This is a genomic window from Marinitoga arctica (assembly GCF_054657315.1).
The window spans coordinates 1-17925 of the sequence record NZ_BAAHYY010000040.1 but is presented as its reverse complement, the minus strand read 5'-3'; the positions used below and the strand labels follow the sequence as shown (position 1 = coordinate 17925).

At 27.5% G+C, this 17925-nt stretch carries 18 protein-coding genes; 3 read left to right on the top strand and 15 right to left on the bottom strand.

What is annotated here, in order from left to right; all coding sequences use genetic code 11:
• The 13 genes from ACYQ44_RS09510 to ACYQ44_RS09450 form a co-directional block, all read right to left on the bottom strand.
• Positions 1-687 (bottom strand): AAA-like domain-containing protein (locus ACYQ44_RS09510; protein WP_459996890.1); only part of this gene is annotated, 687 nt, incomplete at its 3' end.
• A 488-nt stretch (positions 688-1175) separates the two neighbouring features.
• Positions 1176-2345, bottom strand: a complete 1170-nt coding sequence (locus ACYQ44_RS09505; protein ID WP_459996888.1) for a MalY/PatB family protein — start codon at positions 2343-2345, stop codon at positions 1176-1178.
• 136 nt (positions 2346-2481) lie between these two features.
• A complete protein-coding gene (gene oraE / locus ACYQ44_RS09500; protein ID WP_459996885.1) occupies positions 2482-4677 on the bottom strand; it encodes a D-ornithine 4,5-aminomutase subunit OraE in 2196 nt (731 codons plus the stop codon).
• On the bottom strand, positions 4677-5048 hold the full coding sequence (locus ACYQ44_RS09495) for an ornithine aminomutase subunit alpha (protein WP_459996884.1): 372 nt from the start codon (positions 5046-5048) through the stop codon (positions 4677-4679). Before ACYQ44_RS09495 ends, oraE begins: the two co-directional genes overlap by 1 nt.
• Complete coding sequence (gene ortB, locus ACYQ44_RS09490; protein WP_459996882.1) at positions 5048-6460, bottom strand: 2-amino-4-oxopentanoate thiolase subunit OrtB; 1413 nt, start codon at positions 6458-6460, stop codon at positions 5048-5050. The genes ACYQ44_RS09495 and ortB overlap by 1 nt, the downstream gene beginning before the upstream one ends.
• Positions 6457-6762, bottom strand: coding sequence for a 2-amino-4-oxopentanoate thiolase subunit OrtA (gene ortA, locus ACYQ44_RS09485; protein ID WP_459996880.1), 306 nt, complete (start codon positions 6760-6762; stop codon positions 6457-6459). The genes ortB and ortA overlap by 4 nt, the downstream gene beginning before the upstream one ends.
• Positions 6763-6773: 11 nt before the next feature.
• Entirely contained in the window at positions 6774-7787 is a 1014-nt protein-coding gene (gene ord / locus ACYQ44_RS09480) for a 2,4-diaminopentanoate dehydrogenase (protein ID WP_459996878.1), read from the bottom strand.
• A gap of 264 nt (positions 7788-8051) precedes the next feature.
• Positions 8052-9287, bottom strand: a complete 1236-nt coding sequence (locus ACYQ44_RS09475) for an MFS transporter (protein WP_459996876.1) — start codon at positions 9285-9287, stop codon at positions 8052-8054.
• 18 nt (positions 9288-9305) lie between these two features.
• Positions 9306-9683 (bottom strand): hypothetical protein, encoded by a 378-nt coding sequence (locus ACYQ44_RS09470; RefSeq protein WP_459996874.1) that lies wholly within the window; start codon positions 9681-9683, stop codon positions 9306-9308.
• Between the two features lie 5 nt (positions 9684-9688).
• Positions 9689-10132, bottom strand: a complete 444-nt coding sequence (locus ACYQ44_RS09465) for a hypothetical protein (RefSeq protein ID WP_459996872.1) — start codon at positions 10130-10132, stop codon at positions 9689-9691.
• Between the two features lie 5 nt (positions 10133-10137).
• Positions 10138-11580, bottom strand: coding sequence for a tetratricopeptide repeat protein (locus tag ACYQ44_RS09460; protein ID WP_459996870.1), 1443 nt, complete (start codon positions 11578-11580; stop codon positions 10138-10140).
• Positions 11573-12916 (bottom strand): sigma-54-dependent transcriptional regulator, encoded by a 1344-nt coding sequence (locus ACYQ44_RS09455; RefSeq protein WP_459996868.1) that lies wholly within the window; start codon positions 12914-12916, stop codon positions 11573-11575. The genes ACYQ44_RS09460 and ACYQ44_RS09455 overlap by 8 nt, the downstream gene beginning before the upstream one ends.
• Complete coding sequence (locus tag ACYQ44_RS09450; protein WP_459996867.1) at positions 12909-13418, bottom strand: hypothetical protein; 510 nt, start codon at positions 13416-13418, stop codon at positions 12909-12911. The genes ACYQ44_RS09455 and ACYQ44_RS09450 overlap by 8 nt, the downstream gene beginning before the upstream one ends.
• A 111-nt stretch (positions 13419-13529) precedes the next feature.
• Here ACYQ44_RS09450 and ACYQ44_RS09445 point away from each other — a divergent pair, with 111 nt between their 5' ends.
• Together ACYQ44_RS09445 and udk are read left to right on the top strand one after the other, a co-directional pair.
• Positions 13530-14258, top strand: a complete 729-nt coding sequence (locus ACYQ44_RS09445; RefSeq protein WP_459996865.1) for a hypothetical protein — start codon at positions 13530-13532, stop codon at positions 14256-14258.
• 13 nt (positions 14259-14271) lie between these two features.
• The gene (udk, locus tag ACYQ44_RS09440) at positions 14272-14877 is read left to right on the top strand and encodes a uridine kinase (RefSeq protein ID WP_459996863.1); all 606 of its coding nucleotides are present in this window, start codon (positions 14272-14274) and stop codon (positions 14875-14877) included.
• 6 nt (positions 14878-14883) lie between these two features.
• Here the strand turns inward: udk and ACYQ44_RS09435 are convergent, their stop codons facing one another.
• Positions 14884-15393: a cyclic nucleotide-binding domain-containing protein gene (locus ACYQ44_RS09435; RefSeq protein WP_459996860.1), complete on the bottom strand. Its 510-nt coding sequence runs from the start codon at positions 15391-15393 to the stop codon at positions 14884-14886.
• An 8-nt stretch (positions 15394-15401) separates the two neighbouring features.
• Entirely contained in the window at positions 15402-16538 is a 1137-nt protein-coding gene (locus ACYQ44_RS09430) for a potassium channel family protein (protein WP_459996858.1), read from the bottom strand.
• 279 nt (positions 16539-16817) lie between these two features.
• Here ACYQ44_RS09430 and ACYQ44_RS09425 point away from each other — a divergent pair.
• Positions 16818-17925, top strand: a 1108-nt coding sequence (locus tag ACYQ44_RS09425) for a cache domain-containing protein (protein WP_459996856.1), incomplete at its 3' end; no start/stop codon positions are given.

Below are 17925 nucleotides of genomic sequence, written 5' to 3'. Positions count from 1 at the left end.
AGGTTGTCCTGCTGCGTTATGCCATATTAATTCTTTTACTTTCTCTTCGAATATTTGTCCTGTTTCTTTTTCATGTTGGTTTAGCAAATTATATACTTGTTCTTTTGTAAAGTAGGGTACTTCTAAATGTTCGGCTATGTTAAATGGACTTGCATTGTCTTCTAATATTCCACTTAGATATCCTACGCTTATTAATATTACACTTCTGAGTTTGTATATTTGCTTTTTATGATATATACTTCGTATTATATGTAAAAATTCGTTCATTATGTTTTTATCTAATCTTTCAAATTCATCTATCATTAATATTATTTCTTTTTTTGTTTTTTCATGTATTTCCAATATTAATTCCCTTATTTCATCTATTTCTTCTAATTTTTTTAATTTAATTTTTTGATTATATCTATATTCTATATCATCTTCTATATCCCTGATAATTGTTTTTAGAAAACTTTTTAAACTTTTTTGTCCATAACTTTCAAAAGAGATAAATATTGTTAAATATTTTTCTTTTGTTTTTTCAACTATATCATTTAGCAGTGTTGTTTTTCCTGTTTGCCTTGGGGCTGATACTGTGAAGTATCTCCAATTTTCTATATGATCAAGCGCTTCTTTCATTACATCTGGTCTTTCTACATAATAACAGGTCTTTTTATCAACGGGACCGCTTGTACAAAATCTTTTCATAGACTCACCTCCGGTGAAGCATTACTCATTTACAGTGGGTTTAAGATAAAATATTTTCGATTTTAATAAAAGTCTTTAAAAAATAAAGATTATAACTTCACAATTGAATTATATCATATTTCAGCAACTTCATTTGCAAATAATTCCTCAATTATTCCCATGCAAAAAAAAACTCATTGCCGAGATGTTTAAGAATATAAAAAATTTTAAGGAGTTTGTTTTTCATTATTTTGAACTCAGTGATGAGGAAATGAAAATATTTGATATGTTTTTAAAAAATTGTATTTGAATTGAGATTTTGACATTAAATATGTTTTTGGCCAAAGACGCGTTGCTTTTGGTTATTTTTTCAAATCCATTTTATAATTTTATTATCTTTATCATTTTATCAATAACGTGATTTTTTTCTAAGGTATTATTTTTCATCAATTTTTTAATGAATTTGCTAGTCCTTTTTTGGTATTTTTAGAAATGACAGTTTCCCTTTACTAGTCTATTTTTATAATATTTTTTTCAATTCTTCTACATGCTTCGATTATATTTTCTCTGGATGTTGCGATATTCATTCTCATAAATCCTTTTCCACCCGGGCCAAATAATTCTCCATTATTTAATCCAACCTTTGCTCTCTTTTCAAGAAGTTTTCTTAATTTTTCCTGAGATAATTTTAATTTTCTAAAGTCTAGCCATATTAAAAATGTACCTTCTGATTTTATTACTTTTACTCCAGGTATATTTTTTTCAAAATATTCTCTAACAAATTTATAATTTTCTTCGATATATTCCATAGTTTCCATTAACCAATTTTTCCCATATTTATATGCGATGTTTGTTGCAATCATTCCAGGAAAGTTATGCATATATAAGCCTAATTGCTTTATTCTATTTTTAAATTTTTGTCTTAAAACACTATTTTCTATTATCGTATATCCAAAATGAAATCCCGCTATATTAAATGTTTTACTTGGTGCCATTAATGTAATTGTATTGTTTACAACCTCTTCGGAAATAGATGCAATTGGAATATGCTTAGAATTTTTAAAGGTTAAATCTGCATGTATTTCATCAGATACAATTAAAATATTATTTCTTAAGCAAATATCTGCCAGATTTTTCAACTCATCATTTTCCCAAACTCTTCCAACAGGATTATGAGGGCTACATAAAATAAACATTTTAGCTTCTTTAGCTTTTTTTTCAAAATCATCAAAATCCATTTCATAATAATCATCTATTAATTTTAATTCATTGATTAAAAGTTTTCTATTATTATTTTCTATAGAACTCATAAAAGGTGGGTAAACTGGTGTTTGTATAATAATTTTATCTTCAGGTTTTGTAAATAATTCAATAATTAAATTTAAAGGAGGTATAACTCCATGAGTGAATAATATCCAATTTTTATCTATTTTCCAACCATGTTTATATTCAAGCCAATTTGCTATATTATCTTTTAAATCAGCGGGTTCAAAAGTATACCCATATACACCATGTTCCATTCTTTTTTTTAATTCATTAATAACTTCTTGAGGCACTTCAAAATCCATATCTGCTACCCACATTGGTAAAATATCCTTTTCCATAAAAAGATGTTTGTTCCATTTATACCAATCCCATTTTATTGAATTAGTTCCTTTTCTATCTATATATTTCAACATAATACCCCCTAAAATGTTATTTTTTTATTTATTGCTTGCAATTATAAAATTCTCTAATATAGAATAAAACTATCTTTGAGAAATAAAAATAATATAAAAAATAACTCCACTGCATAATTGCAGCGGAGCTTAACTATTATTCTTCAGTCATCTCTTTTAATTTTTTTGCGATAAATGTTGCAACATGAGAACCTTTAGTTCCTCTTCCAAATCCTGCATCCATTCCATTTTCTTTTGCTAAATCATCATTTAATTGTGTTCCACCAACAATAATCATCACTTTATCTCTAATTCCTTTTTCTATTGCAAGATTATGCAATTTTTTCATATTTTCAACATGAACATCATTGTGAGTTACAATCATTGAAGCTAATATTGCTTGAGCACCAACTTCTATTGCAGCATCGATTAATTTTTCAGGAGGAACGCTGGTTCCTAAATATTCATATTTTATTCCATATTTTTCAATACCACCATGTTTTATATCTAGTATTTCCCTTATACCAACATTATGTTCATCATTTCCTACTGTACCAGCAACTACTTTTACTTTATGTTTTGCAAAGAAATCAAATAATTCATCATCAGACATAACTTCTGGTTTTTTTGGTAATACTAATTCATCTTTCTTTATTGCAAATGGAACTTTAGCCTTTAATTCAACATATGTTGCTTCTGTTGGATGTAATATTGTTTTCGATATAACTTGCGCATCTTCAAGTCCCATTCTTTTACATATTTCAAGAGCTGCTGCTTCAGCATATTCTTCGGATTCTGGTATAGTCATATCTAATTGGATATAACCGTCATAACTCCATTCAACTTCTGGTTTTATTAAATTGTTTTCTCTATATTCTCTTATTTTATCCAATCTTTTATAAACATTGTCTTCGTCATCCAATTCATCAATATACTGTATCTTATCTGGATTACATAATGTACATCCATTAATTAAATCACATGGTTTTTCTAATCCTTCTGGTAAATTATTATATCCGAAGTGATGACATACTGGAGCCATGTAATCTTTATCTCTTGGTACAACTGTTCCAGCACCAATACCACCATCTTTCTTTCTTACAATACCATCACCCATTCTTTCTGGATATTCTCCATTATCTACAAACATGCCATTTTCTACGGCTTCAAAATAACCACCCATTTCTATTATTTCTTCAAGCATTAATATTGCACGTATTTTTAATTCTCTAACCTTTTCTCTCACATTATCCCAATTTACTTGAACCATTTCTTTAATGCCGTCTAAAGCTACTAACGTATGTTTTGCAGTTTCTACTCCACGTATTGAATTGATATGCCATGGTACATTTCTTCCTTCGTCTGGTGTAATTGTTGATTGTATATCTGCTTTTGTTAATCTTGAGATTAATGTATCAAGCACATGAATTCTCGTTGCATCAAATAAGTCAGATTCAATATATCTTGTATTCATTTGTGCTCTGAATTTATAATCTTTAAATAATTCTCTTATTGTTAAAGCATACACAAAATTCAATCTAAATTCTGGAGTTGGAGATACAATTGGTGGAACTGTCGACAATGCAATGTTTTCTTTTTTCATACCAGATTTAACGGAGTATAATGAATTAATAGCATGTTGAACTAACAATTCTGGCATTACTTTCCAAGCAAATTTAGCAGAAGCATTAGCATTATGTGCCCCATCGATTTGAAGCATATCAACTGAAGCCATTATTTTTTTAGCAACTGCAGCATCAACAAATGATCTTATCATATTTATTCCTCTATATAATACATTATATTGAGGATCCTGATGAGCTCCGTTTACTCCTTCTTCTGCGAATAATACAGCAACTTCCGGTCCTGCAACACCAGAAACATAACTATGGAAATTAATAGGCCTTCCAACTTCTTCTTCTATTAAATCTAAAGCTTTTCTTGAAGCTCTTAATTGTTTTCTTGTAATAGGTATTCCACCAATGCCCTCTGGTGTCCCTTCAATTAATCCATCCATATGACTTTGTCCCAATGTTCTAATAACCATAATATGATCAGCACCATGCCATGCTGCCATTCTCATTCTTCTTATATCCTCTTCGAATCTACCTGAAGCTATTTCTGATGTAATAACTTCTTGTGGTTGTGGATCAATATTTTTAAAGTAATGAGCTGCAGGTAATGCAACAAAATTTTTTAAAGGCTTACTTATTTCATAATATTCAAATTCTCCAATTTTTGTTTTTGGAGGTAATTTTTCTCTCCATGTCCAACCCTTTCTTTTTGGTCTGTATTTGTCTAAATCTTTTAATATCTCTTCTACATTTAATTTTTTGTTGGGCTCTAGTTTCATTATTTATCGCCTCCGTGAACAAAAATTCTATCTACATCCTCCCAATATTTCCCTGCTATTAAATCCCTTCCTGCTTGTATATAATCTATATTATGCTCTTTAGCTATTGTATATACGATATTTCCTGCACCTTTTCCCAATATATGTTTTTCAAAAAATTTATCTACCAAAGCTTTTGCTTCCATACTGTTGAATCCCATTCTTAATAATACAGATCTTTCAATAGAAGGAGATGTATGAGTTTTAGCTAAATCTATAAGTGGATCAACTACCTTTTCAACTAAATCCCAAAAATATTTATCTAATTCTTCATCTGTCATGTTCATTAAATGTTTTGCTTTTTCTTCAAATTTTATTTTTCTTGGTTCCATTATTTTTCAACCTCCTCTATATACTTTTTAACATCTTCTACAGTAATTCTTAAATCTTCAGCTATAAATTCTAGTTCTTTGATTGTATATTCTGTTTTATTGTATCTTTTCTTTAGTTCTTTAATGTATGATTTTCTTAATTTTTCTAATGGATATTTAATTACACCAACCATTGATGGATGTTCTGGTAATACTATATTTTTTCCAGGGATATCCTCTTTAATTGGATCACCAAACTTTATTTCAATCCCATTTTCTTTAGCAAATGTTAATTGAGCAGAAGGTAACTTCCCTGCTCCTGTATATTCTGTTTCATTAACTACTATTATTTGATCATCATTCATTTCCATTGCTAATGCAAAAGCAGCAGCTAGTGATGTATTTCCAGCTGGACCTCTTTGCATTCCCTCTATATTTGCTAGCATTTCTGTAATATAGAAAACTTCACCCTGTGTAACCAATACATATTCATCCATATATCTTAAAGGTCTTGCAGCATTTCTAGGAACATCTGATCTATCAGGGAATGTAGCAAATGGTATACCAAATCCTGTATGGCCTGTAGTAAATGATTTTTTATTAAAGTCTTTATCAGATGCCATATGGAGTCCATGTAGATCAACACTTGCACCTATTATTTTAGTATTTATTGCACCGGCTCTTTTTAAACCTCTTGCTGTTCCTGTTAAATTCCCTCCACCTGCATGAGTTATAACAACTGCATCAGGATATTTCCCAAATTGATTCATTGATTGTTCGGCTATTTCATAACCTAATGTTTCTACACCTGCAATACCAAATGGTGTATATAATGATGCATTAAAATATTCTGTTTCTTCAAGTAATACTAAAAAGTAATAAAATAATTCAGGTCCTACAGTTAGTTGAACAACTTCAGCTCCATATGCTTCACAAGCTCTAGCTTTTTCTAATATTTCAGGTTGTCCCACGCCATTACTATCATAACATTCCTGAACTATGATAGATTTTAATCCTCTTTTTGATGCTTGAGATGCAACAGCTGCGCCATAATTGCCACTTGTTGCAGCCATTACCCCTTTATATCCCATGATTTTTGCTCTATATGCACTTATAGATGCTCTTCTGTCTTTAAATGATCCTGATGGATTTGTTGCTTCATCTTTTACAAAAATTTTTGCGCCTTTTCCTTTAGGTGCAATTTTTTTTATTAATTTATTTATATTTTTTAATTCTACTAATGGCGTATTTCCTACACCTGTTTCAAGTTGGATTTTTCTTATTTCATCTATAGTATAGCCTGCATCTTTCATCATTTCCTCATAATCAAAAGCTATACCTTCTATTTCATATTTTGTATAATCTACACCTACTGATTTTTTCATTATTTCATTTTTTCTTGACATCACTGCATCATAACTCATATCTCTCATTTTTGATCACCTTCGATCATTTCTCTTAATTGTTTTCCGACTTGAAGTAATTCAATAATAGGTTTACCAAAATTATGTTTATATTTAGGATAAATTTCTTCTAATGTTCCTTCAACCACTCTTCCCACAGGTGTTTCTATTTTAACATCATCTCCAATTTTTGCTTCGTTATTTAATAAAAAACCTTTTATGCGAATTTCCAGAGGAACACGCTTTGTGTCCTCTGGAATATTAGAAGTTCTTTGTTCAGGATTTAAACCTATAAAATATATTTGAACCCAATCACCTTTTTTTGCAATCATTTCATCATCTCCTATAATGTTAAGTCACCAATTAAAGCTCTTGGTACAGGCAAATCAGCCATTGATAGTAATCCCGATTCTGCTTCTATAACAGATGGAATCATATTTGTAGCAACAGCTATAGTACCTTTTCCTCCAGGAATTTCTGGTTTAATAGCTAATTTAAGATTAGGATCTCCAATAATTTCTACGTAATCTCCTGTATCAACATTTTCTAATTCAGGTCTTACTTGTTGAGGATGCTTTAATTCGATTACTAATTTTCCATCTATATATGCTTTTGCAATATGATTACAACCAGCTACCATACCTGGTTCTACTCTTACATATTTTGTTTCTCTTAAAACATTTGAAATAATAGGTTCTCTTGTTTGCTCAATTTTATCAATATTCCATCCTAATGCATCAGCAATCATATAAATTGATTGTTCAAACCCAATATGTCCAACAATTTTTCCATTTTTTAATCCTTCTTCAAATTCCTCTACTGTAGTACCAACTCCTTGTGTTTCCATAACTGTTGGACCAAATGGTGATAAATCATTTATTCTAGCTGCTTTTATTTGTTCAACATTTAATGATGCTCCTGATAATGCAAGGATTAATGTATCAAGAACAAATCCAGGATTTATACCAGTTCCCAATATTGATACACCATATCTTCTTGCTAAACTATCCATTTCTTCTGCCTCATCTGGATGTGTATAAAATGGATATGCCATTTCCTCAGCAATTGTAATTACATTAATATGTTTTTTTGCTGCCATAATTATTTGTTCCTTTACAACTTCAACAAATGAATTTGTAGCAATAACAACAAGGTCTGGATTAGTTTCATCTAGCATTTTTTCTGGTGAATCATAAACTTTTAATCCTGTTTCACCAATTTCCAAAATTTCTCCAATATCTTTTCCAACATATCTTGTATCATAAACCCCGACTAATTCTAATTCATATTTGGATAAAATGTTTCTTGCAATTCCACTCCCCATAGCTCCAAAACCCCATAATGCCACTCTATACATAATAACGCCTCCTTCAAAAAATATTAAAAATTTCGCAAATTTCATAACATAAATTACTTCATAATTTTATTTTTTCTTTTATATTTTGTAATTTTATACATAATAATTTTATGAAATTTTTTTCATATAGTCAAATACGCATACTCAAACATACTCATATATACACGAGTATATACAAAATTTTTAATAATATCTAAGAATAATGAACTAATTTAACGATTTTTATTCTTATAACAAAGAAAAAGACGATGCTTAAAGCACCGTCTAATTATATATTCTTTCTTCTACTTTGATTAACAATATAGCCCCTATAATAAACAGTATCGATATACTCAAAACTCCAAACCTTGAATTTTTTGTAATTTGAGAAAAAAATCCAACTAAAAATGGACCCATAATTGCTGCAAATTTTCCAAATATATTATAAAATCCAAAAAATTCCGCTGATTTTTCTTTAGGGATTAATTTACCATATAACGATCTACTTAATGCTTGTATCCCACCTTGAGATGTTGCCACAAGCATTGCCAAAATCCAAAAATCAACTGCTGTTTTTAAAAAATATCCATATAATGTAATAATAAAATACACTATAATTCCTATAAACAACATTGTTTTTACATTGAATTTTTGAGCTAATTTCCCATATATTAATGCAAATGGAAATGCCACTACTTGTGTTGCAAATAATGCCAACAATAATTGTGTAGTATCTATTCCTACATCTTTACCATAAACTGTTGCCATTTTTATAATTGTTCCAACACCATCTATATAGAAAAAATAAGCTATTAAAAACAAAAAAATATTTTTATAATTTTTTATCTCTTTAAATGTTTTTATCATTCTAATAAAACTATCTTTAATTGGTGTTTTAGATGCCTCAATATAATGAACCTGCTCAACATTTTTTAATAAAGGTATTGAAAAGATAAACCACCACAGACCTGTAACAATAAATGCTAATTTAGTTGCGATTAATGTACTATTTAACCCTATTAATCCAGGTTTCATTATTATTGCCATACTCAAAATAAAGGGAATTGTACTACCTATATACCCCCAGGCAAACCCACTTGAAGATATCCAATCCATTCTTTCATTAGTAGTCACATCAACTAAAAATGAATCATAAAAAACATTAGCTCCTGCAAATCCTATTGACGAAAAAATATATATAATTAAACATTTTAACCAATCTCCTTCATTAACTGTTGTTAATAAAAATGTTGATATAATACCCATCATCCAAAAAAAAGTCAAAAAGCGTTTTTTAAAATTTTGATAATCTGCTATAGTTCCTAAAATCGGGGCTAATAAAGCAACAACTATTGTTGCTATTGTATTTCCATAACCCCAATATGCAGTTGATAAATAATTTTCCATACCTTTTGATGCAATTTCCTTGAAAAATATAGGCAAAATTGCTGTCGTAATGACTAATGTATATGCAGAATTTGCCCAATCGTACATAATCCAACTTTTTTCTGCTTTTGTCATTTTATCCCCCCATAATATTTAGCTTGTAAGCCTTAGTATTATTAAATCTCTATCAAATTCTAGTTTTTCTAATTTCAAATTTTTTGTTATTAAATTTTCCGGAATATGAAGATATAATTTCTTTTTATCGATAAAAATAATATCTGGTAATTTATCTTTTTTTATATAAGTTATTGGTAAATTATGTTCAAATTCAAAAATCCCTGACAGTTGTTCAGGTACTCTAGCAATTTTTATATAATACCTAAATAAAAGAATTCTTATTATTATTGAATTATTCTCAAAGGTCACTTTAGTAGATAAATTAAATATTTTTTTAAGAAATTCAGAAGAAAAACTTTTTACAATATTATTTAAAACATCCATTAATAAATCTTTAGGTATAGTTATTTCCATAATATCTATTCCCTATAATTTAATTTCAATATAAATTCTTTTTCTTTTATTTCAAATGTTTCCAATTTTAAAGATTTTAATATGGGTTTAATTTTTTCTGGATATTTTATTTGTGAAAAATCTATTTTCACTTCATTATCTTTTGAAGATATTCCATTAATAAATTCTGATATAATGAAAAAAATCCCCTCTACTATTTTCCTTATTCCTTCATCTCCTGATAATGCAAAACTCAATATTCCCTCAGCTAAAGATTCTGGTTTATTTTTAAAATTTACAATAGAATCAAATACTATATTTCTCCCAAAAATATCTACTTCTACTTGAAAATGCATATTATTATCTTTCATTTCAATATTAATATTTTTCAAACCATTAATATTTGTATTTTCTTCTATTAATTTATCTATTAAACCATTAATAAAATCCTCATCAATTCTTATAATCATTTAAATCACTCCAAAAAATTTAATTCATCAAATAATTCACCATATTTTTGTAGAATTGATTCATCATATTTAGATAATAACTCTGATGTCTTTTTTAAATTTTTACCAAATTTTAGAGGTTTTTCTTCATATAACTTTAAATATATTTCAAAGGCTTTTTTTAAAAACTCTATTGCTTGTTTTTCTTGAACCTTCTCCATATATAAATTCCCCATATTTAATAGGAGCATAGCTTGATCTTCATCAGAAATATTTCCCATCTGCAATATTTTATATGCTTCATTAAAATATTCTTCTGCTTTATCTAAATTCCCAGAATTCATTTCTAAACTTCCTAAGTTATTTAAAGAATAGTATAAATAAATACTATATTTTTCAGATTTTTCTTTTAATTTCTTTCTTATTTCTAAAGATGCTTCGAAATATCCTCTAGCTAAATCTCTTTTCCCTTTTTCAGCATACATTGTACCTAAATTATTTTGAATAACCGATGTATTAAATTGCATATCAAGATTTTTATCTTTTTCACAAAAATGCAAAGCTCTTAAATATGATTTTTCAGCTTCACTCCAATTACCAATTTCAAAATTTAAATTACCTAAAATATAATTTAAAACGTATTCGTTTTGCTCAGAAAGTTTTGTTTTTAAACTCTCCACAATATTAATTAGATTTAATATATTTTTCTTCGACGAAATGAAAGGCTTAATTTCAATGATCGCATTTAGTAATGAATTTGTATCCCCTGGTGTACTTAAAATTAAATTTTTTAATACTATAACTAGTGTTTCCTCTATATTTTCAACTTTTAAATCATATAATTTCAATCTTTTTTTCAGTAATTTATTCATCATTCTCAATTCTTCAATTTTTTTCTCATATTCTTCAAATTTCTTATTAATTTTCTCCTCAAATAATGTTAATTTGTCTTCTAATTCGGTATCTTCAATTTTTATATTTGGCATAATAATCTCTTCTTCTATTTTTTGACTTAAATTATGCTGGAGATTTTTAATTTCTGTTTCTTCTTTTGTTTCTTCTATTTCTAATTCTGGTATTTCTTCTGTTTCTTCTTTTGTTTCTTCTATTTCTAATTCTGGTATTTCTTCTGTTTCTTCTTTTGTTTCTTCTACTTCTAATTCTGGTATTTCTTCTGTTTCTTCTTTTTTATCTGAATTTTGACTAAATTTTTTTTCAAATTCTTCTACCATTTTTTCAACATCTTCCACCTCAGGTACAATTTCTTCATCAGATACTTCTTCAGATAATTCTAAATCCTTTAGATCAGAAATTTTATCATCTATTTTTTTATCTTCCAACTCTTCTAAATCTGTCTTTTCAGAATTTTCAACATCATCTAAATCCATTAATTTATTTATTTTCTCTGCATCATCAAGTAAATCACTTAAATCTAACTCTTCTTGTTCATTCTTTTTTTCTTCAGGCATTATTATCCCCCCTAATATTATTCTCCCATTTTTTTAATTTCGAAAATAACGTCATTTTAGATATTCCTAATAATTTGGCAGCATGGGTTTTATTATTATTTGTATATTCAATAGTTTTATACAAATATCTCTTTTCTATTTCATCCAACGGTAATCCTACAGGAATTTTTATATACTCCAACCCTTCGGATTCTCTTATATTGGCTGGTAATAATGTCTTATCTAAAATTTCATCTGGAGCAATTGCCACCATAGAATAAATAACATTTTTTAATTCTCTTACATTACCTGGCCAATCATATTTTCTTAAAAGTTCTATAACATCTGGTTCTATACCCTTAACTTTAGTTCCAAATTCCTCATTTGCCTTATGAATAAAATAATTCACAAGTAGGGAAATATCCTCTTTATGCTTTCTTAATGGTTCTGCTGTAATTTGAATAACTGATAAACGGAAATATAAATCCTCTCTAAATTTATTTTCTTCAACCATTTTTTTTAAATCTCTATTAGTTGCAGCAATTATTCTAACGTTTATTTTAATTGTTTTAGTTGATCCAATACGTTCAACTTCTTTGCTTTCCAAAACTCTTAATAATTTTACTTGCATATTTTTTGGCAATTCACCTATTTCATCTAAAAACAAAGTCCCATTGTTTGCCATTTCAAATTTTCCTGGTTTTGCTTGTTCTGCCCCTGTAAAAGCTCCTTTTTCATATCCAAATAATTCACTTTCAAATAAATCTGGAGGTATTGCGCCACAATTTACCGCTATAAAATTTTTTCTATTACTAAATTTATGCATTAACTGAGCTATTATCTCTTTCCCTGTTCCACTTTCTCCTGTTATTAAAACAGGGATGTTTTTAGGAGCTATTAATTTTATTTTTTCTTTTATTTGCTCTATATATCGAGAATTTCCTATTAATTCAGGAAATTCATGTAATTTCTTTTTTAATATGTTTATTTCTTTCCTCAATTTTATTGTTTCCAGTGCTCTATTCACTTCATTAATAAGAACTTTTAAGTCAACTGGTTTTTCAAGAAAGTTATATACTCCTAATTTTGTAGCTTTTACTGCATCAGCCACATCACCGTGAGCAGTTATTATAATTATTTCACTAACATATTTCTTCAATTGTTCAATTAGCTCCATACCATTAACATCTGGCAATCTTAAATCTAAAATAACCATGTCAGGGTTTTCATTTTTTGCTATGTCTAATCCTTCCAACCCCCTCATAGCACAAATAGTTTTATAATCAAATTTATTTAAAAATTCGCACATTGTTTTATTTAAAATTTTATCATCCTCTATAATAAGAATTTTAATCATTTTCTACCTCTTTTTTATTTTTCAAATTAGAAAAAATACCTAAGATTAAGCCTAATACAAAACTCCAAACAGCTGCAAGAGTGATTTGCCATTCAATAGGTAATGAAAATGTTACTGTATGAGCAGGCACCCAAAACCACAATAACGTTAACATTGCACCTTTTAATCCGTCTGTAGGAACTTTAAGTCTAGATATATTTTCTAAAAATCTATGAATAATTATTAACCATGGTCCGAAAAACGCATTTGTAAATAAAGATTTAAAAAACGCTTGATATACTTTCCCTGAAGGCAAATAATTATGATTCACTAATTCGTTTACAAATCCATTAAATCCTGTAAATGCAAACTTTATAATTACTCCTAAAATAGCCCATACAATTGCTGAATAAATAACTTTAAATAGTGAAATTTTACTTTTAGTTAATAATTTCGCAACTACTTCACCCGCTGTTCCTAAAATTGCAAACTCTATCATAGCTGCCACTAATGGATTTTCCATGTTATACCTCCTCTTCTTTTTTCTATATTTATTATATCACTTTTTCTTATAATTTTAATTTTTCCACTTATTTTATGATATAATTTAAATAACTTCAAAGGAGGTATATTTATGGAAGAAACTATTGCTTCAACAATTTCTAATTTTATTCAACAAAATACAGAATCATTAAAAGTATTATATTCCTATGCAAATTCATGGTATATTATTTTACCTATCTCCGTCATTTCTTTTTTATTTGCAAAAAAAGTATCAAAAATAATATTTTTTATTATGGGATTTATAAGTAGTTATGTATTCATTATTCCATATCTTTTACAGTTTGATTTTTCAAAAGATTTAATAAACCAAATCAGTGAATATAAAGAAATTTCATTTTTAGTTTTTTCTATAATTATTGGTTTATTAACTTATTCTTTGTTCAAATCTTCGGCCCAAATTGCGGGATTTATATTAGGAGGCATTGTTGGTTTTGAAATATCTGGTATAATATTAAAATTTTACCCTGAAATTTTCCAAAAAATTGAATTTTTAAAAACTATGGACCAATCATATATTCCGTGGATTTTTACTATCATTTTTGGTTTAGTAATATCTTTACTAATAACAAAAAGTTTTGATAACGTTGTAACCATATTAACTATATTTATAGCTTCTACAATTGCTGCATTTTTTTCAGTTTATGCCTTAGAATATTCTTTAACCTTAAAAATAGGAACAAATTCTCTACTAAAGGAGAATATCAATATTAGTAATAATGAATTAATTACTATTTTAGTGTTCTCTATAATTTATATTATTTTAGGGTTTAAACTAAATTTCAAGAAATCTAATAAATAAGGAGTGTTTTTAAGTGTACATTATCGGAATAGCTGGAGGAACTGGGTCTGGAAAAACTACAGTAGCATATAGAATACGAGAAACGTTAGGTAGTCAAAACTGCGAAATTTTACCAATGGATAACTATTATAGAGATTTAAGTCATGAAACTTTGGAACAACGAAAAATGCATAATTATGATCATCCAAATATGATTGAAGACGAATTGATGTTTAAACACCTTAACGAACTCAAAGAAGGTAAAACAATCGATTTACCTGAATATGATTTTGCACAATTTACAAGAGTTGGCGCAACTAAATTTTATCCTAAACCCATAATTATAGTAGAAGGTATTTTTGCTTTGTATTATAAAGAATTAAGAGAATTGTACGATTTAGCTATTTATGTTGATACGGAAAATGATTTAAGATTTATTAGAAGATTGGAAAGAGACATTAAAGAAAGAGGAAGAAGTTTGGATTCTGTAATTGAACAATATACAAATACAGTAAAGCCTATGCATGATGCATATGTTGAACCAACAAAAAAATATGCTGATATTATTATTCCAGAAGGCGGATTTAACGATAAAGCTATACAAGTTATTGTAAATTATATATTTAGAAAGATGTTATAGCGCTTTTTAGCGCTTATTTTTTTTTGATAAGGCTATGCTCAATGCAGTTGTTAATTTTAATATATTTTCATTTAAATCTTCAATTCTATGACTTAATACTGAAGCTATTTCCTTCATTATTCTATAACCAATATCGGGTCTTTTTTCTGCTAATTTCTCAAATTCTTTTTTTGATATTTCAAACAACTCACATTCACTTATAGCTTTTATTGTTGCTGATCTTGGTGAACCTGTTACCAATGACATTTCACCAAAAAAACTTATATTTTTCGCATCTAAAATAGCCATAGATTTTTCTCCTTCTTCCCAGTGTTGGGTCCCTATTTTCAATGTTAATTGATGAGTAATTTGAACTTTTCCCTTCTTAAAAATATACATTGTATCCCCTTTTTCTCCTTCAACAATAATAATATCTCCCGCTTTAAAATTCACAGGTTTTAATATTTTAGATATTTGAGATAATTGCTCATCAGTTAAATTACTAAATAATGATATATTTTTTAAAAATTCTTCCATAATGCCACCTACTTGATAATAAAAATATGTGAATCATTTTCTGAAATTATATAATCATCTTCAGGATTTAAATTAAGTTCATAACCCTCTTTTTTTTCTTCTTCAAAAAAATCTTCTTCAGCTTCTTCAAATTTTTGACGGATAAAATTATCAATAGAACTATCTGAATTTAAAAAATCATTAATAGTATATTCTTTCCTTATACTTACTAATCCTATTGCCATGGATTTTTCTTTTTCTTTTACATAATTAAAAAGTTCTTTAAAAGTTTTTCCTATAAAATTTTTAGGCATAGAAATTAAATTTACTCTCATTTTTTCAAGTGAAGAAATCTCTTTCAATAACATATGATAAGCAGGTGAAAGTAATGCTGAAGACAATAAAATAGAATTAAATTCATTTCCTACTATAACGTCATCTGCTCCTGCACGTAATATATACTTAGCTTTCTCCTCCTTTACTACTTCTGCAAAAATTTTCGCATCATTATTTAATGTTCTTATCAATAAAATACTAATTAATGTTCTTTCATCACACTCTTCTAAGCTTCTTCCTCCATAAGTATCCGATAAAATAACTATATATTTTGCATGTGCTATATTTGCTCTTTTTAAAACATTCTCTTTTGAAAAATCGCCATGAATAAATTTGATATTCAAATCAGAAAATTTTGATTTAAAATTTTCATAGTCTTCTTCTTCTGCCTGATTAACTAAAACTATATTATAGTCATCAAGATTAACAAAAATCCCCATTGCTTCTAAAGTCTTTTCTAAATGGTTATTCCATCCTAATATTACTAAATGATTTTTAAATTTCACTTTTCCTAACCCCTTTCGTTCTTTTATACGCCATTCAACTAAAAGAGATGCTATGCTACCTGATATAAGCGAAAATAATGTTACTCCTAGAATTATAATTATCATACCTATTATTTTACCAACTTCGGTCTTGGGAACTATATCACCATAACCTACGGTTGCTATAGTTACTATTAACCACCAAAAAGCGTCAAATAAGCTATTTATTTCTGGATTTTTTCCAAATTCAGCAATATATAGAAGTATTCCTATAAATATAACAAAAATCAGAATTATTAATAATAATCTATTAGCAGGATCACTAAATACATTCTTGAATTTCATTTTCATCTCATTCACCTTTTCGTTATTTAGTTATAATATTATTATAACACAGATTCATAAGTAAATCATTTAATACGTCAGCTTATATGATTTGAATCAATTATTGTTACTCTATAAAATAAATTACAACTTGTAAATTGCCTAAAAATTATTAATAATAACGAAAAAGTGGTAGTGTTTTTTTGTGGACATAAAATCCAAAAGAATAAATATTTTTTTGAAATTAATATATCATGTGATATAATAATTTTATAAATTATTATAATTGGAGGTTATAAAATGAAAATACAAGGAAAGATTCTTTTGCTTTTTGTAACAACTATTTTCCTCGTATTACTTGCTTTCTTTTCAATTAGCACCTCAAACTCACAAAATTCTCTTAAAAATAGTTTTTCTGAAAAATTAATTGTTGCTAGAAATTTAAAAATGGATTTTATTAAGAATTTATTAGAAGAAACAAATTCTGATCTTACTTATATTAAAAATTTTGAAAAAATCAAGGATGCTTTTTTCACATCATCAAGTTTAATTGAAGATTTTCGTTCTTCAATGAATATGGATACTATATTAAATACTCTAAGAAACATATATATTGAAAACAATCCTTATGATGATAAATCAAAATTATATGATTACTACTATGATGAAAATTTCAACAAAGAAAATTTTGACAACAATATCCTAAGTATGTTCTATGATTACAGTGTTTTACATTCAGAATTACAATCTGATTTTAGAGATTTTATAAATATAAAAGGATATGAAGATATGCTTTTAATCTCACCCGATGGTATAGTGCTTTATTCTGTAAGCAAATATGATGATTTTGCTACAGATTTAAACAATGAGAATAGTACATTATCTAAATTGTTCTCTTTATTAAAGGATAAAAATGATAATGAGGTTCATTTCTCAAATATAGAAAATTATTTTGGAATCCCTGCATTTTTTGCTGGTGTGAAGGTTGAAGATGAAGATTTTGGACTATACGGTTATATAGTTCTTAGAATTAAATTATCAAAGATAAATGATATACTCCAAGATAAGAGCGGCATGGGAGAAACAGGAATAACATATATAGTAGGACAAGATAAAATAATGAGGAGTAATCTTCCAGGAAAAGAAACAATATTAAAACAAAAAGTAGAAACAGATTATGTAGAAAAGGCACTAAAAAATGAATCCGGATGGGAAATTTCAAAAAATTTTAATGGAGAAAAAGTTTTAGCAGCTTATTCTCCTTTTAAGTTCAAAGAATTAAATTACGCACTTATTTCTGAAGTTGCTACAGAAGAAGCTTTTCAAGCTTCAGAAAAGGTGAAGTATATCCTTATAATCACTGCACTTATTATATTATCTATAGCCATAATAGTCTCTCTTTTGTTTG

Coding starts and splice junctions, on each gene's coding strand:
- ACYQ44_RS09445 (WP_459996865.1), top strand. CDS start 13,530: ATGGAAGAAACTATTGCTTCAACAATTTCTAATTTTATTCAACAAAAT.
- ACYQ44_RS09455 (WP_459996868.1), bottom strand. CDS start 12,916: ATGATTAAAATTCTTATTATAGAGGATGATAAAATTTTAAATAAAACA.
- ACYQ44_RS09450 (WP_459996867.1), bottom strand. CDS start 13,418: ATGGAAAATCCATTAGTGGCAGCTATGATAGAGTTTGCAATTTTAGGA.
- ACYQ44_RS09435 (WP_459996860.1), bottom strand. CDS start 15,393: ATGGAAGAATTTTTAAAAAATATATCATTATTTAGTAATTTAACTGAT.
- oraE (WP_459996885.1), bottom strand. CDS start 4,677: ATGAAACTAGAGCCCAACAAAAAATTAAATGTAGAAGAGATATTAAAA.
- ACYQ44_RS09430 (WP_459996858.1), bottom strand. CDS start 16,538: ATGAAATTCAAGAATGTATTTAGTGATCCTGCTAATAGATTATTATTA.
- ord (WP_459996878.1), bottom strand. CDS start 7,787: ATGTATAGAGTGGCATTATGGGGTTTTGGAGCTATGGGGAGTGGAATT.
- ACYQ44_RS09470 (WP_459996874.1), bottom strand. CDS start 9,683: ATGGAAATAACTATACCTAAAGATTTATTAATGGATGTTTTAAATAAT.
- ortB (WP_459996882.1), bottom strand. CDS start 6,460: ATGAGAGATATGAGTTATGATGCAGTGATGTCAAGAAAAAATGAAATA.
- ACYQ44_RS09460 (WP_459996870.1), bottom strand. CDS start 11,580: ATGCCTGAAGAAAAAAAGAATGAACAAGAAGAGTTAGATTTAAGTGAT.
- ACYQ44_RS09465 (WP_459996872.1), bottom strand. CDS start 10,132: ATGATTATAAGAATTGATGAGGATTTTATTAATGGTTTAATAGATAAA.
- ACYQ44_RS09495 (WP_459996884.1), bottom strand. CDS start 5,048: ATGGAACCAAGAAAAATAAAATTTGAAGAAAAAGCAAAACATTTAATG.
- ACYQ44_RS09505 (WP_459996888.1), bottom strand. CDS start 2,345: ATGTTGAAATATATAGATAGAAAAGGAACTAATTCAATAAAATGGGAT.
- ACYQ44_RS09475 (WP_459996876.1), bottom strand. CDS start 9,287: ATGACAAAAGCAGAAAAAAGTTGGATTATGTACGATTGGGCAAATTCT.
- ortA (WP_459996880.1), bottom strand. CDS start 6,762: ATGATTGCAAAAAAAGGTGATTGGGTTCAAATATATTTTATAGGTTTA.